Annotated in this window: 15 protein-coding genes; 9 read left to right on the forward strand and 6 right to left on the reverse strand. The window is 55.7% G+C overall.

Annotated elements, in window-relative coordinates; all coding sequences use genetic code 11:
- Positions 1-9 precede the first annotated feature (9 nt).
- The 3 genes from EL361_RS15755 to EL361_RS15765 all read left to right on the forward strand — a co-directional run bounded on the left by EL361_RS15755 (position 10) and on the right by EL361_RS15765 (position 3,494).
- Complete coding sequence (locus tag EL361_RS15755; protein WP_126380900.1) at positions 10-729, forward strand: AzlC family ABC transporter permease; 720 nt, start codon at positions 10-12, stop codon at positions 727-729.
- Positions 714-1,043 (forward strand): AzlD domain-containing protein, encoded by a 330-nt coding sequence (locus tag EL361_RS15760; protein WP_126380901.1) that lies wholly within the window; start codon positions 714-716, stop codon positions 1,041-1,043. The genes EL361_RS15755 and EL361_RS15760 overlap by 16 nt, the downstream gene beginning before the upstream one ends.
- 408 nt (positions 1,044-1,451) lie before the next feature.
- Positions 1,452-3,494, forward strand: a complete 2,043-nt coding sequence (locus EL361_RS15765; RefSeq protein WP_126380902.1) for a methyl-accepting chemotaxis protein — start codon at positions 1,452-1,454, stop codon at positions 3,492-3,494.
- A 60-nt stretch (positions 3,495-3,554) separates the two neighbouring features.
- Here the strand turns inward: EL361_RS15765 and EL361_RS15770 are convergent, their stop codons facing one another.
- The 3 genes from EL361_RS15770 to EL361_RS17150 all read right to left on the reverse strand — a co-directional run bounded on the left by EL361_RS15770 (position 3,555) and on the right by EL361_RS17150 (position 6,099).
- Positions 3,555-4,772, reverse strand: coding sequence for a cyclic di-GMP phosphodiesterase (locus tag EL361_RS15770; protein ID WP_126380903.1), 1,218 nt, complete (start codon positions 4,770-4,772; stop codon positions 3,555-3,557).
- A gap of 176 nt (positions 4,773-4,948) precedes the next feature.
- Positions 4,949-5,863 carry a YceI family protein gene (locus EL361_RS15775; protein ID WP_172961794.1) on the reverse strand — a complete coding sequence of 305 codons (915 nt, stop codon included), beginning with the start codon at positions 5,861-5,863 and terminating at the stop codon, positions 4,949-4,951.
- 74 nt (positions 5,864-5,937) lie between these two features.
- A complete protein-coding gene (locus EL361_RS17150) occupies positions 5,938-6,099 on the reverse strand; it encodes a hypothetical protein (RefSeq protein WP_172961795.1) in 162 nt (53 codons plus the stop codon).
- 122 nt (positions 6,100-6,221) lie between these two features.
- Between EL361_RS17150 and EL361_RS15780 the strand changes: the two genes are divergently transcribed.
- Both EL361_RS15780 and EL361_RS15785 read left to right on the forward strand, forming a co-directional pair.
- Positions 6,222-7,076 carry an MBL fold metallo-hydrolase gene (locus EL361_RS15780; protein WP_126380905.1) on the forward strand — a complete coding sequence of 285 codons (855 nt, stop codon included), beginning with the start codon at positions 6,222-6,224 and terminating at the stop codon, positions 7,074-7,076.
- Between the two features lie 202 nt (positions 7,077-7,278).
- Positions 7,279-7,512, forward strand: coding sequence for a hypothetical protein (locus tag EL361_RS15785; protein WP_197723445.1), 234 nt, complete (start codon positions 7,279-7,281; stop codon positions 7,510-7,512).
- A gap of 166 nt (positions 7,513-7,678) precedes the next feature.
- On the opposite strand, the gene EL361_RS15790 is transcribed toward EL361_RS15785, so the two are convergent.
- Positions 7,679-9,304, reverse strand: a complete 1,626-nt coding sequence (locus tag EL361_RS15790; RefSeq protein WP_172961796.1) for an autotransporter family protein — start codon at positions 9,302-9,304, stop codon at positions 7,679-7,681.
- Between the two features lie 13 nt (positions 9,305-9,317).
- On the opposite strand from EL361_RS15790, the gene EL361_RS17155 reads away from it, so the two are divergent.
- Positions 9,318-9,647, forward strand: a complete 330-nt coding sequence (locus EL361_RS17155) for a hypothetical protein (protein WP_172961797.1) — start codon at positions 9,318-9,320, stop codon at positions 9,645-9,647.
- Positions 9,648-10,327: 680 nt separating this feature from the next.
- Here EL361_RS17155 and EL361_RS17160 read toward each other — a convergent pair.
- Positions 10,328-10,465 (reverse strand): hypothetical protein, encoded by a 138-nt coding sequence (locus EL361_RS17160; protein WP_172961798.1) that lies wholly within the window; start codon positions 10,463-10,465, stop codon positions 10,328-10,330.
- 292 nt (positions 10,466-10,757) lie between these two features.
- On the opposite strand from EL361_RS17160, the gene EL361_RS15795 reads away from it, so the two are divergent.
- The 3 genes from EL361_RS15795 (at position 10,758) to EL361_RS15800 (ending at position 12,089) form a co-directional block, all read left to right on the forward strand.
- Positions 10,758-10,973: a hypothetical protein gene (locus EL361_RS15795; RefSeq protein WP_126380907.1), complete on the forward strand. Its 216-nt coding sequence runs from the start codon at positions 10,758-10,760 to the stop codon at positions 10,971-10,973.
- A gap of 69 nt (positions 10,974-11,042) precedes the next feature.
- Positions 11,043-11,204: a hypothetical protein gene (locus tag EL361_RS17165; protein ID WP_172961799.1), complete on the forward strand. Its 162-nt coding sequence runs from the start codon at positions 11,043-11,045 to the stop codon at positions 11,202-11,204.
- A 273-nt stretch (positions 11,205-11,477) separates the two neighbouring features.
- Complete coding sequence (locus EL361_RS15800; protein WP_126380908.1) at positions 11,478-12,089, forward strand: hypothetical protein; 612 nt, start codon at positions 11,478-11,480, stop codon at positions 12,087-12,089.
- Between the two features lie 155 nt (positions 12,090-12,244).
- Here the strand turns inward: EL361_RS15800 and mqnE are convergent, their stop codons facing one another.
- The gene (mqnE, locus tag EL361_RS15805) at positions 12,245-13,300 is read right to left on the reverse strand and encodes an aminofutalosine synthase MqnE (RefSeq protein WP_126380909.1); all 1,056 of its coding nucleotides are present in this window, start codon (positions 13,298-13,300) and stop codon (positions 12,245-12,247) included.
- Positions 13,301-13,391: the final 91 nt, after the last annotated feature.

The following is a 13,391-nucleotide window of genomic DNA, read 5'->3' on the forward strand; positions in this document are numbered from 1 at the left end:
AGACAGGGTATGGTTACACGAGCCAGAGCAGTGCTCAAAATTCCTGCGATTCCAGTGGCTTTGAGCGGGGCAGTCAAACAGGCTTTGCCCATAGTTCTGGGCTATGTGCCCGTAGGCTTTGCTTTCGGAGTTTTGGCCCTGAAAAACGGGATATCGCCGGTCAATGCAGTGTTGATGTCAGTGATTGTGTTTGCGGGCTCAGCGCAGCTCATTGCTGTAGGGTTGATTGGTGCAGGGGCTGCACCGTTATCGGTCATTGCCACTACATTTGTTGTCAACCTGCGTCATGTGTTGATGGCTGCATCCCTGGCTCCATTCCTGAGTTCCTGGCGCAAGCGCAGTTTGGCCTGGTTCGGCATGCAGCTGACGGATGAGACCTTTGCCGTGCACAGCGTGCGCTTCCACCGGGATGAAAGGGACAGGGCTGAGACCTTTGGCATCAATGCCATTGCGCAGCTGGGCTGGGTTGGTGGATCGTGGCTGGGAGTGGCGGCAAGTACGGTCATCTCGGACGTGCGACCTCTGGGACTTGATTACGCATTACCTGCCATGTTCATTGCGCTGGTTGTGGCGCAGGTCAAGGACACCACGCATGTCCTGGTGGGGCTGGTGGCCGCAGTGTTGTCTCTGACCTTTCTTGAAGTCGGCGTTGGGCAGTGGAACGTCATCCTGGCAACGGTGGCCGGGGCAAGCCTCGGAACGGGAGTGGCGACATGGACCAGACGCTGATTTTTGCAACCATTGTCGGTATGGCCCTGGTGACCTATATCCCCCGCGCGGTGCCACTTCTCGCTCTGGCGTCACGAAATCTGCCGCCAGTGGTGGTGCGCTGGCTTGGATATGTGCCGACTGCAGTGCTTTCGGCCATGCTTGCACCTTGCCTGCTGCTTGAGGACGGCGCAGTGAATCTTGGAGTGGACAATCTGTTCCTCTTGGCGGCGATTCCCACTTTTCTGACCGCCATATTCACCCGGAGCTTTTTTGGATCCGTAGCCATGGGCATGGGTTTGGTCGCCTTGGGGCGCTATCTGCCCATTATGTAATTATTTGAAAATTTCCACCCACACCATCCGCGCCGCGCGGAGCCGGCGGTCGGCTCTGCGCGGCGCCTCTTTTGAATTGCTTCCGTTGAAGACGAATTGAAGCACCCCCCCTGCCGATTATTGGGAAGATAGGCCTGTCAGTTGCAGTTTAGCCAGCTAGACTGGTTATATTGTTTGTCTATTGATCCTTGGCTTTTTCTGATTCCTGCATTAAATGGCTTTCTTATATTCCGAGTAAATGAGTCGTGATGATTGGCAAATCACAATGTATATTGGCAGTTGACCAAATTTTTTAGATATTGATAAGATGCTTGTCTATGTCCTCACCTGACGTACGCGGAAAGCTGTCGGCAGGAGTGAGTGCTATTTGTTTCTTTTCTCCGGGGTGTCTTACAAAGGGGTGTCGCAATGAGTTGGAAGGACCTGGGGTTGAAAACCAAGTTCAGTGTAGGATTCGGATTTGTCCTGATTCTGCTCACAGTCGTGGGGTTGTGGTCCATCCTGGGGGTTGGCCGGATAGTGGATAATGCCGGAGAAGTGATTGAAGGCAACAAGCTCAAGGGCAATTTTACCCAGCGGGTAGTGGACCATTTGAAATGGGCGGAAAAGGTTGGGGCCTATCTTACGGACAAGGACGTGACCGAACTCAAGGTCCAGCTTGATCCCCATAAGTGTGCCTTCGGTCAGTGGTACTATGGCGAGGGACGCAAAGAGGCCGAACAGCTTGTGCCTGCCATCAGAAACAACATGGAAGCCATTGAGGCTCCGCACAAGCATCTGCACGAATCCGCAGCTTTGATCAAAGACAAGTATGTGGACGTAGACCCGGACGTGGGCGGCTTTCTGCGCGAGAAAAAGACCGACCATGTGGTCTGGATGAACCATGTGATCAAGGTCTTTACCGATCCAGCCATCAAAAAGGCCGAAGTGCAGACCGACTTTCACAAGTGCGGGTTGGGGAAATGGCTCTATTCCGAGGATTTGGCTGAGCGGATGCGGGCCAATCCAGAGTTGAAGGCCATGGTCGATCCGATCTACGAACCGCATAAGGAACTCCACTCCTCCGTCATCGAAATCAATAAATTGCTGGCCCAAGGGCGTCGAGCCGAGGCCAACCGCTTTTTCCAGACCACGACGACCGGTTTTGCCGACCACACTCTGGGCAAGATTGATGAGATGATTACCTGGCATGATAACCGTATGGGAATGCGCCAGGAAGCTCTGGATATTTATGCCACACAGACCAAGGCCCACCTCGGCAAGGTTCAGGATATTCTGAATGAGACTTCGAAAGTCGTCACCGACAACATCATGACCGACGAGCAGATGCTGGACGCGGCCTCCAATACGCGGACCGTGGTGATCATTTTGACTGCCGTGGCGATTCCTCTGGGACTGTTCTTTGCCTTTATCATTGCCCGGGGCATTCTTGGGCCCATCCTGAAGGGCGTGGAGCTGTCGACTGCTTTTAGCGAAGGTGACCTGAGTGCCGATGTCGATGTGCACCAAAAGGATGAGGTCGGTAAACTTGCCGATTCCATGCGCGAAATGGGCGACAAGCTGCGGCAGATCGTGGGAGAGGTTCAGGGCGCGACGGATAATGTGGCCTCTGGTTCCGAAGAGCTGTCAGCGTCCTCGGAAACCCTGTCTCAGGGGGCGACCGAACAGGCCGCCAGCGTGGAAGAGGTGTCTTCCTCCATGGAACAGATGGCGGCCAATATCCGCCAGAATGCCGAAAATGCCCGTACTACCGAGGACATTGCGGTCAAGGCTGCCGAGGATACTGAAGAAGGCGGCAAGGCCGTGAACCAGACCGTGGGAGCCATGAAGCAGATCGCCGAAAAGATCTCCATCATTGAGGAGATTGCACGGCAGACGAATCTGTTGGCTTTGAACGCAGCCATTGAGGCCGCACGGGCCGGCGAACACGGCAAGGGTTTTGCCGTTGTTGCCGCCGAAGTGCGCAAGCTGGCCGAGCGCAGTGGTACGGCTGCTTCGGAGATCAGCGAGCTGTCTGCCTCCAGCGTCGAAGTCGCAGAAAAGGCTGGGCAGATGCTGGAGCGCATCGTGCCCGACATTCGTCGCACGGCCGATCTGGTGCAGGAAATTGCCGCAGCAAGCAATGAGCAGAACGCCGGTGCGGAGCAGATCAACAAGGCCATTCAGCAATTGGATCAGGTAATCCAGCAGAATGCCTCGGCTGCTGAGGAAATGGCCTCGACTTCAGAGGAGTTGTCCAGCCAGGCAGAGCAGCTTAAAATCAGCATGAGCTTCTTCAGGGTGGATGGGGCAAGGAATCGATTCACCCCCGTCAGACCGTCAATGACTGTGAATCCGACTCCTCCCAGAAAGCTGGAGGCCAAGCCCCAGCCCGTTAAGAATGGAGGCGGAATCTCCCTGTCTCTGGATGCCGGAGAGGATGAGGATGACGACGTGTTCGAGCGTTTCTAGACTGCTCTTTTGATCATCCAGGAATGATAACGGGCGTGGCCATCTGACCACGCCCGTTTTTTATTGTGCCTGTTGCAGGTAGTCACCCGGATTGACCCCAAAGGGCTCGTGATCCAGGCATTCCGTGATTTCCAAAGGTGTGTTTCCGTTTTGTTCACTCAAGTCCAACTGCCGTTTGGAGATGGGCTTCATGTCAGGGCCAAAGGCGATCAGTACGCTGGGCCTGAGTGGCGCATCGGGGTTGGAGCCGGTGACAATGCCGCATTCCTTGCTGGACAGACGCACCATGCTGCCCACGGGATAGATCCCCAGGAACTTGATGAAGCTCTCGGCCTTGCCGGGGTAAAAGTCCTTGCCGCGCATGCCATACAGAATGGTCAGGGCCTTGCTGGGCATCATGGGCGGCTTGTAGACACGGCGGCTGGTCAGGGCATCGTAGACGTCGGCCACGGCGATGATGCGCGCGAAGGGGTGGATGTCATCCCCCGCAATCCGGCGTGGATATCCGTTGCCGTTGAATTTCTCGTGATGCTCGGCGATGCCGCGCAGGATTCGTTTGGGAATCCCCTTTTTCTCGCGAAGTAGACGGTAGCTGCGCTGCGGGTGCTTTTGCATGACCGTGAATTCCTGGTCGGTCAGTTTGCCTGGCTTGTTCAGAATGTCGGGGGGAATCAGCGACTTGCCTACGTCATGGAACAGGGCAGCGGCACCCAAATCGCGCAGATCCTGAGGAGACAGTCCCAAGTAGTTGCCAAAGGCCGTGGAAAGCACAGAGACGTTGATGCAATGGGTAAACGTGTACTCATCGAAACTCTTCAGCTTGGTGAGGCTGATCAGGGCGTCGTGGTTTCGAGTCACGCTGTTCAGCATTTCCTCCACAAGGCCTTCGGCGGCATCGTAGTCGACCTTGCCGTCCTTGGCCGCGCTGGTCATGAAGTCTTTGGCAAAGGCCAGGGACTCGTCATACACCGCCTTGGCTCTGTGGATTTCCACAGCCATGGGTACAGCGGGTTTGTAGCGTCCGTGCTCGTCGCCGATGACTCCGTCCCGGACCTGTTCTTCGGGTCTTTTATTCGTGGAGATGTTCCAGGTGTAGCTGCCACGGTCCGTATCGATGAATGCGTCGAGGTAGCCTTCATCCAAAAGGTGCGTGGTTTGGTCCTTGGAGGTGATTTCTCCCTCTTCGGCGTACAGATAGGGATGCTCAGCCCAATCCAATCCGGTGTCGACAACGTACATGCCAATCCGTATCGCAGCGGCGGGGATTTTCTTAATCATTAATCAGTTCCTTGCGAGCAGCGGTGCGTGCGCGGGCAGGTTGATAAATAATAGTAGTGGCTCACATGCATCTCAGTGGGGCAGCGGTAGCGAAGACCAATCGTGTGTACTGCATTCAAAGTGAATCAGATTTGGAAGGACGACGCAAGCCTCGCGTGATCCCCTATGGTCAGATACTATTTGCGCCCGACAATGCGCAGTTGAATGCTGATGGCATCGTGCACCAGGTGCATGCCGAGATGTTTGAAGAATTTTCCCGATCCATACAGCAGGCCCCATCGGGTGCGGTCGAGGTCGAAGTGGGCTTCTGCTGCCATGCCGTCTTCAATGGTAGAGAGTGTTGCCGGAAAGGCCAGGGTTTCGATGCGGCCCCGTAGCAGCAATTCCCCGCGCAGATGGCAGTTGATTGCACCGGGAGTCGTGCCGGGCAGTGCTTCGGATTGTTCGATGGTGAAGCGGGTCTCGGGGTGACGACCTGCAAACAGGAAATCATCTGAGAGCAGATGCTTGAGCAACATTTCTGCCAGGGAGGAGTCTTCAAGGTCCGTATTGGTCAGCGAGGAGATATCAATGGCGAAATCTCCTCCCACGCGCCCTTTGTCCAGACGCATGATGCCTTCATTGAGGCGCAGGGTTCCGGTGTGTTTGCCATTGGCGTTGCGTCCGGTCCATTCGATGATGCTCTCCGCGAGGTCCACTTTGTACGTGCCATCCGCAGGCAGCGGGTGATGATCCTGAGGCTCTGTGCCATATCCTTCCACTGGGCTGTTTGCCGTTTTCCAAGCCTGAAAACCGCCATGCAGGGCATAGACGCGGCGGAATCCCTGGCGCAGCAATTTCTTGGCTCCTGAGTCAGCGTCACGGGTTTCTTCGGCTTCGCCATAGACAACCACCACGTCTTCAGGGCTGATTCCGATTGTCTGAACCTGTTCGAGGAAGGTCACTTCATAGACGCAGGCGTTTTTGGCTCCGGGCAGGTGCCTTTGCTCAAATACCCCGGCAGGAAGCACATCCAGCAGGTGGAAGTTGCGGCCTTCGTCCATCCAGGCGCTGAGTTCCTGTGGGGAAATGCGGGTGTAATTGGTATCCATCGATATGGTTCCTCCATGAAATTTTGTTGTGCAATTTATTAGTATAGTTCCTGAGTGGGGTATTGACCAGAGGTCTAGCGCCCGAAGTGCGACGTGACCGATGTCACGACAAGAGAAACCTGAGAGCAGAATCCGGGGCGGCATGGATGCTGTGGCTGTAGGGGGATGCGCACGCAGTCGTCTGCCAGCAGGGAGGAGTCATGTTCGCTGGGAGCGTGGATCTTGGCGTAGGACATTGGTCCTCCTTGCGTTGAGCAACATGCAGGGTACACGCGCTTGGTAGTGATTCCAAGTGCCGCGCAGGGAATCTGGACATTGGCAGGCCAAGCGGCCATGCTCTCGGGCCTTGGAGGGAAAGATGAAAGCAACTGTTCTGGTGGATAATAATACGATTATCGACAGGTATTTCTTGGGTGAACCCGGCTTGTCCGTACTGGTCGAAGTGGACGGGTTGCGGGTGTTGCTCGATTGCGGATATTCCGGGGTGTTCATCGAGAATGCCCGGCGCATGAATATTGACCTGTTGCATCTTGATTGGCTGGTACTGTCCCATGGGCACCTGGACCATACCTGGGGGTTGGTGGACCTGATCCGTCTGTATACCGAGGCTGGCATCAACGGCATCGATCTTTCTCGCCCTCGGTTGCTGGCGCACCCGGAAGCTCTGGTGACGCGTCTTGCTAACAAGATTCCCGAGATTGGTTCACTCATCGGGCAGGATAAGTTGGCGCGGCATTTTGATATGGCCCCGTCACGTGAGCCACAGTGGCTTTCGGAGCGACTGGTCTGGTTGGGTGAAATTCCGAGGAAATTCGATTTTGAGTATGTTGGGCCAACGGAGCGGCTGCTGGTCAGCGCTGAAGGCGAAACCGTCCCCGACGAGCTGGTTGATGATGGCGCTTTGGCCTGTGTCACGGACCAGGGGCTGGTGGTCATCAGCGGTTGTTCGCATTCGGGGGTCTGTAATATTGTGGAGCATGCCCGTGAGGTCACCGGGCAGGAACGCGTGGTGGATGTATTGGGCGGGTTCCATCTGTTGAATGCGCCTGAGGCACGGCTTCAGGCTACCGCGGATTATCTGGGTGCTTTGAATCTGGAGAGTCTGCACGCCTGCCATTGTACTGATTTGGCAGCCCGGATTTGCTTGGCTCGGACCTGCCCCGTGCGCGAAACCGGATCAGGATTGGTGTTGGAATACCCTACGAACCAGTAGCCGAGTATACGATTTTTTGAAGCGTGACACCTTTGTTTGGATGGTGTATCGTGCCTCTAAATTTCTGGAAGGCTGCGGCTTTCCTCTGCCCGGAACCGAGGAAGGATAAGGAGAATCTGTATGTGCAAAGGTTGCGGTTGCGGCCCTCAAAAGCCCAGCAAGTTTAAGCAATTGATGGATAAGAACGAGCATTCGCACAGCCATGATCACGACCATGACCATAGCCATGAGCACGGTCATTCTCATGATCATGACCACGATCATCATCACCACCACGACCATGATCATTCTCATGACCATGTCCACGCCCATAGCCATGATCACGACCACGACCATGACCATAGCCATGAGCACGGTCATTCTCATGATCATGACCACGATCACCATCATCACCACGACCATGATCATTCTCACGACCACAAGCACTAGCGATTGATTGTTGCTGCGCGAGGCCTTTGGGCTCTCAGCACTAGATAAGAAGAAATAAAGGCCCCACTCCATTACTGGAGCGGGGCCTCGTCGCGTAGGGGGAGGCGCTTGTGCCTGACCCTTGGGCGAGACGGAACCGCCAGCCATCGATGTGCCGGCGGTTTCGAGGGGGGCTAGAATTCCAGGCGCAGGTTGGCGGTCAGACCGTGGGACTCGCTGTGGTCGCTGAACTCTCCGGCATAGGCCAGGGTGAAGGTCGCGTCGCCCTCACGCAGGGACAGACCCAGGTCCAGCCCTAGACGGTCGTCGTCATTCTCCTGAGTGGCCTCGGCGGCGGAGGTGCCCAGGGTCTGGCGCACAGTCATGTCGTTGCCGCCCAGGTCATGCGACCAGGACAGGCGGGCGTAGGGGCTGAGTGTGGTTTCTCCGACTTCGAAGTTGCCGCGCAGCCTGAGGCCTACAATGCTTTCCACAAAAAGCTTGTCGAAGTCGTCGTACTCCGCTGCGTTGGTGGCATCGGTTTCCGAGAAGCCGCCACGGTAGAGCCAAGTCGTGTTCAGGCCCAGTTCGGGGGAAAGCTCCCAGGTTTCGTTCACGGTCCAGGCATAGGAAGCCAGCAGCTGGTTGCTGAGCATCTGGCTGTCGTAGTCGCCCTTGGCCATCTCGCCCAGACCCGCGTTGCGCTTGGACTCGTGCTCGATGTGCGTGACGCTCAGGGTGTCGGTCAGGCGCCAATTGTCAAATCGGTAGCCACCGTAAGCGCCCAGGGTGTACATCTGCTGGTCCTCGGAGTCGTTCTCGGCAAAGGCCAGCCCCTCGAAGTTGATGTCTGTCACGGCGTAGCCCGCGAAGACTCCAAGCATCAGGTCATCGCTCACAAAGGTGTCGGCGCCGATCTCCAGTCCGGCCATGTTGGCGCTGTAGCCCGGACCCGAGTTGAAAGCGTCGCGTTTGCTGACATTGAACATGGGTTGGACATAGATGCCGTAGCGGTCGCCATTGGAACGCCTGGACACCAGATCGATCAGCGGCTCGGACGAGGCCACCATGAATTCGCCCATCTCCTGGTTTTCGCTCAAGAGTCCGATGGTGCGGTTGCTGGGCACGCCAAGGAAGGTCTGCGCGCCTCCCATGGCCGAGGAGAGCCCCATGGAGGAGTTGTCGTACTGAGGTGCGTAGCACACGCCGGTCAACATGATCTGATCCCTCGCTCCATCAACCACTGTGGTGTTGAAGCTGAAGTTGGGGTTGCCGCTGCTCACAGAATCGAATCCGCCCGTGATGGTGGCTGCGTCGATGATGGTTTGGGTGCTGCCCAGAGCGCTGCAGGGTACATCCAATGCCAGGGTGCCGGCAACAGTGGCGGGGCCCGCCGCTGTGATGTAGGGGCCGCCGCTGTTGTTCAGGGTCAGGGCCAGGGTGGTGCCCGCGGCCTGGGTATAACTGCCCGTAGTGGAAACGGTCACGCCTTTGGCAAGGGTCAGGGTGCCGCCGTCCAGGTTTAAGTCTGTGGGCGCTGCGATCGCTCCCGCCAGGGTCCAGGTCCCGGTACCGGTTTTGTGGATTTGCCACCAGGGGCCGGTGATGTCGAAGTCGGTGGTGCCGCTGCCGTCCAGGTACAGGCGAGCGCCACCGGCAGCGGCAAACACGTCTCCAGCCAGGATGCGCGAACCGGTCTGCAAGTGGACAGAACAGCCGCCGTCGGCAGACACGGCATGGGAACCGGTGCCATAGGCCGCCAGGGTGCCGCTGTTGGTGACGGTGCTACCGCCTGTTGCCTGAAGGGCATTCGATCCCATTCCAGTTGTGCTGATGCTGCCGCTGTTGAAGGCGGTGCTGGCGCCGGCTACAGAGAGGCCGCTCGCTGCCATTCCAGCTGTGCTGATGTTGCCAGTGTTGGTGGCGGTGCATCCGCCGCTTATATTGATGCCGCTCGACATCATCCCATATGTGCTGATCGTGCCGCTGTTGGTGACGTTGCTGGATGTACTTGCAGAGAGGCCGTGCGATCCCGTTCCATGTGTGCTGATACTGCCGTTGTTGGTCGCCGTGCAGTTGCTCACTGAATACATGCCGTGTGCAGAGCCTCCACTTGTGATGATGATTCCGCTATTTGTTGCAGTGCTTGCATCTGTAGCATAAATGCCATGTGCCATTGAGTTGTTAGTTGATATGCTTCCGCTACTATATGCTGTGGAGTGCCCATCAGCTCTGATTCCGCATGAATTTGAAACGATCGTGGTGATGCTGCCACTATTTGTCGCTGTACTGTAGTCCAGCAAGTGTATGCCGTTTGAATTTGCGCCCTGTGTGCGGACGGTGCCATTGTTGGTCGCTGAGCTGTGGCCGACTGCTACGAGGCCGTGCGCCGACACCATGGCAGGTGAAGTTGTGCTGACTGTTCCGCTGGCAGCGTTGATGATGTTCTGTGTCGTGATTGCCTGCATGCCATCTGCGTTTGTTGTCGTCACGGTACTGTAGTTGACCCAGTTTCCGGTGAGGGTGCTGGTCACCGGGGTGGTGTTGTCTGCGGCAAAGGCGGGATTCGTACCAAAGGTCATGGACAGGAATGCGATGAAAACGGCTCGTGCCCCAAGCCGCGCGATTCGCTTAATATGAAAAATGTGGTTCATGAGTCTCCCCCCAGGGATATTGATTGTGAGACGTGCGTCAACACACGCCAATAGTTCAGGCGTTGCGAATGAGATGAAATTATCTCACGCATCTTGATTACGTTATGAAAACAAGACTATTGCAGGCTGAGTCATGAAGAAACTGTCGGTTTATTCATGAAGCATGGCGCAGCAATGTGGGCCTGATTTTCAAACGTGCAAGGGAATATGGCCGTCGCGTTCAGCGTCCGGTGGTGGACTGCCGTAGGAAGGCATGGGTGTGATGAGAATGGACAATGCCAGAGCAACAGGCAGGAGAGCCTGTTGGCGGTGTGGAATACAGTGCATAACATCCCCCCCGGGTGTTAATGACAACAGATTCTTATGAAGAAAAAGAACAATCATGCGTAATAAACATACGCGTTGCGATAATCGTCAGAAATTTTAATTAATGCAAGTAAAAATATGAATAAAAGTTAATATTTCTAAAATTTTATAATGAAAAAAACTGCTCGATAATGTTTGTAATGCGAGTTTGCCCCTATTCAGCGTGGCTTAACTGTTTATGTTGCGTGCGCAGTTATATGATGCTGTTTTTCTACTCCAAACAACAGCGTGTGAGTTCTCAAGGATGGCTGGTTTGCAGCAGAGATTCGAGCTGATCGAGGCGCGAACGGTGGGGCATGATACAGGCCAGAATTGCGCCATTGGTGACGTTGGCTCAAAGGGTGTTGATCCGCCATTTAAGACCTATTGTATAAAGGCCCCGCTCCAGTACTGGAGCGGGGCCTTGTCGCACTGGGGTGGGCATAATGCCAACACCCTGGTGCGAGTCGAAACGACCATTCCTTTGTAGGGGGGATCGTTTCGGGGGGGGCAATGAGAACTCCAAGCGTAGGTTGGCGGTCGAAACATGGGGCAAGCCATGCTCATTGAATTCGCCAACATAGCTCAAGATCAGAGTGTTGCCATTCTCGCGCAGAGATGGGCCGAGGTCAAGACCCTGAGGATTATCACCGTTCTTTTGGGTAATCCAGCAGCGGTGGTGGACAGGTATGGATGCAAGGTGAATTTGGCGTTGCTCTAGTCGTGCGTCCAGGCAAGGCGCTTGTAAGGACTCAAGCGGTTGGAGCCGGAGTCATACAATACTCTCCCCGAGAGTTGTGATGAATTCTTAACTGAGGGCAAGGCTTTTGTTCTATTTAAGGAATGGAAGGCTTATGAAGAAACTATAATAACGGATGTTTTCTGTGACTCCAGTGGATAGTGGCAGTGCTTTTGTTTTGGAAGGTTAAGAAATAGAAGGAATGCTTTTTGCTTGAGCTTGCACCGGTGGAATACTTTTCCGAGGAGGAACATCATGCAGGTTGGTGATGTGGCGAATGCTGGTTTGAATGAGGTCTTTGCGGGAATGGGCCCAAAGACCACTGCACAGGATATTGTTTTTGATCCAAGCGAAAGCAAGGGAATGGTCTCCGATGAGGGTGTCGACTCAGATGGTGCATCCAGTCAGCAGGTCGTGGATCCTGTAGCAGAAGAGGAAGCCAGGAAAAAAGCCCAGGAAAAGGCTGAACACGAAGCCAGAATGACGGTGATTCGGGATTATATTGAGACCTACGGCGCGCCTGAGGAAAAGGAACAGGACCGGGTTGCAGATACCTTTTTGAAACGGTTGCAGGAGCAGGAAGACGATAAGCGCAAGCAAGGTCTGCCCGGAAATGCCCTGCAAACATGGGCCAATATTATTCAGGACCCTGAAGACGAGGGCAAGGTGCACGTCTATGCCGTCAAGACGGATGGCGAGGGCAAGGCCAAGATCACGCGCCACATGGAATTCGATTCAGGAGACGGAGAGGATCGCTCGCAACTCACGGCAGAGCGTGCTCGGGCCAGGAAGGCCTATGAGGAAAGGATGGCCGACGGCAAGGCCGGAGACCGTCATGAGGATCGCAAGGATGAAAAAATAGCCTGATGTGGTGACTGATGCCATGACTCAGGCAGGCTGATGATGTTTTGAAGCAGCAAACGGGCGGTGATCAACGATCACCGCCCGTTTGCGTTGCTGATAAGGAATGATCTCAGGGAGACAGTAGCCTCCTGACTCCTCGTGGATTGATAGGTCTTTGGCTAGATCTCGTTAAAGAACGTGTCGCGTTCCACTGGAGTGAATCCGGACTGTTTGATGGTCTCGCGCAATTTGGTGACGGTCATGCCCTTGGGGCTGGATGCGCCAGCAGCGTGGCCGACTTTTTCTTCCACCAGGGTACCGTCGAAATCATCAGCTCCGGCATGCAGGGCCAGTTGGGCAGGTTTAACTCCAGAGAATGCCCAATAGGCCTTCAGATGGGGCACGTTGTCCAGGAACAGGCGCGAGAGGGCAATCATCTTCAGATAGTCCACGCCATCGGTGCCTTGAGCTTCCAGCGGGTTGTTGCCGGGCTGGTACTGAAGCGGGATGAAACAGATGAAGCCATTGGTACGGTCCTGCAGGTCGCGCAGTGCCGCCATGTGCTCCAGCCTGTCGCGCCAGGTCTCGATGTGGCCGAAGAGCAGGGTGCAGTTGGTCTTGATGCCCATGGTGTGCGCCAGTTCGTGAATCTCGAGCCAGACACTGCCGGGGACCTTCTCGGGGCAGAGTTTCTCGCGCAGTGCAGGGGAAAAGACTTCGGCGCCGCCGCCAGGCAAAGCGCCCAAACCGGCGTCGCGCATGTCCTGAAGCACCTGCTGGTAGCTGATGCCCTTGAGTTCTGCCAGATAGGCAACTTCCACGGCAGTGAAGGCCTTGACCGTGGCTTCGGGCCGTTCGGCTTTCACGCCAGCGATGAGTTCCAGATAATATTCATAGGGCAGCGCCGGGTTCAGGCCTCCCACGATGTGGACTTCGCGGATGGGTTCGTGGGCTCGTTCACGGATCTTGGCCTGGGCCTGTTCCACCGTGAAGGTGAACCCGGTTTCATCGCCTACGCGTTTGGAGAACGCGCAGAATCGGCAGGCGTTGGCACAGATGTCGGTATAGTTCATGTGCTGGTTGTAGACATAGTAAGCCGTGTTGCCGTAGCGCGCCTTGCGGGCCAGACCGCCAAGCTCGCCTAACGTGTGAACATCACACTTTTCGGCAAGCTCCAGAGCTTCTTCGAGGCTGATTCGGCCGCCTTCTTTGAGAGTGTCGATGGTATTCTGCATGGGTCGTCCCTTTGTTTTGTGGTGGACAGGACCATACGGCGAGGGGGGCCCTGAGTAAAGTCTTGACCATGAAAAACGCCGCCCGGAGGGG

The organism is Desulfovibrio ferrophilus, assembly GCF_003966735.1.
Classification (GTDB): domain Bacteria; phylum Desulfobacterota; class Desulfovibrionia; order Desulfovibrionales; family Desulfovibrionaceae; genus Desulfovibrio_Q; species Desulfovibrio_Q ferrophilus.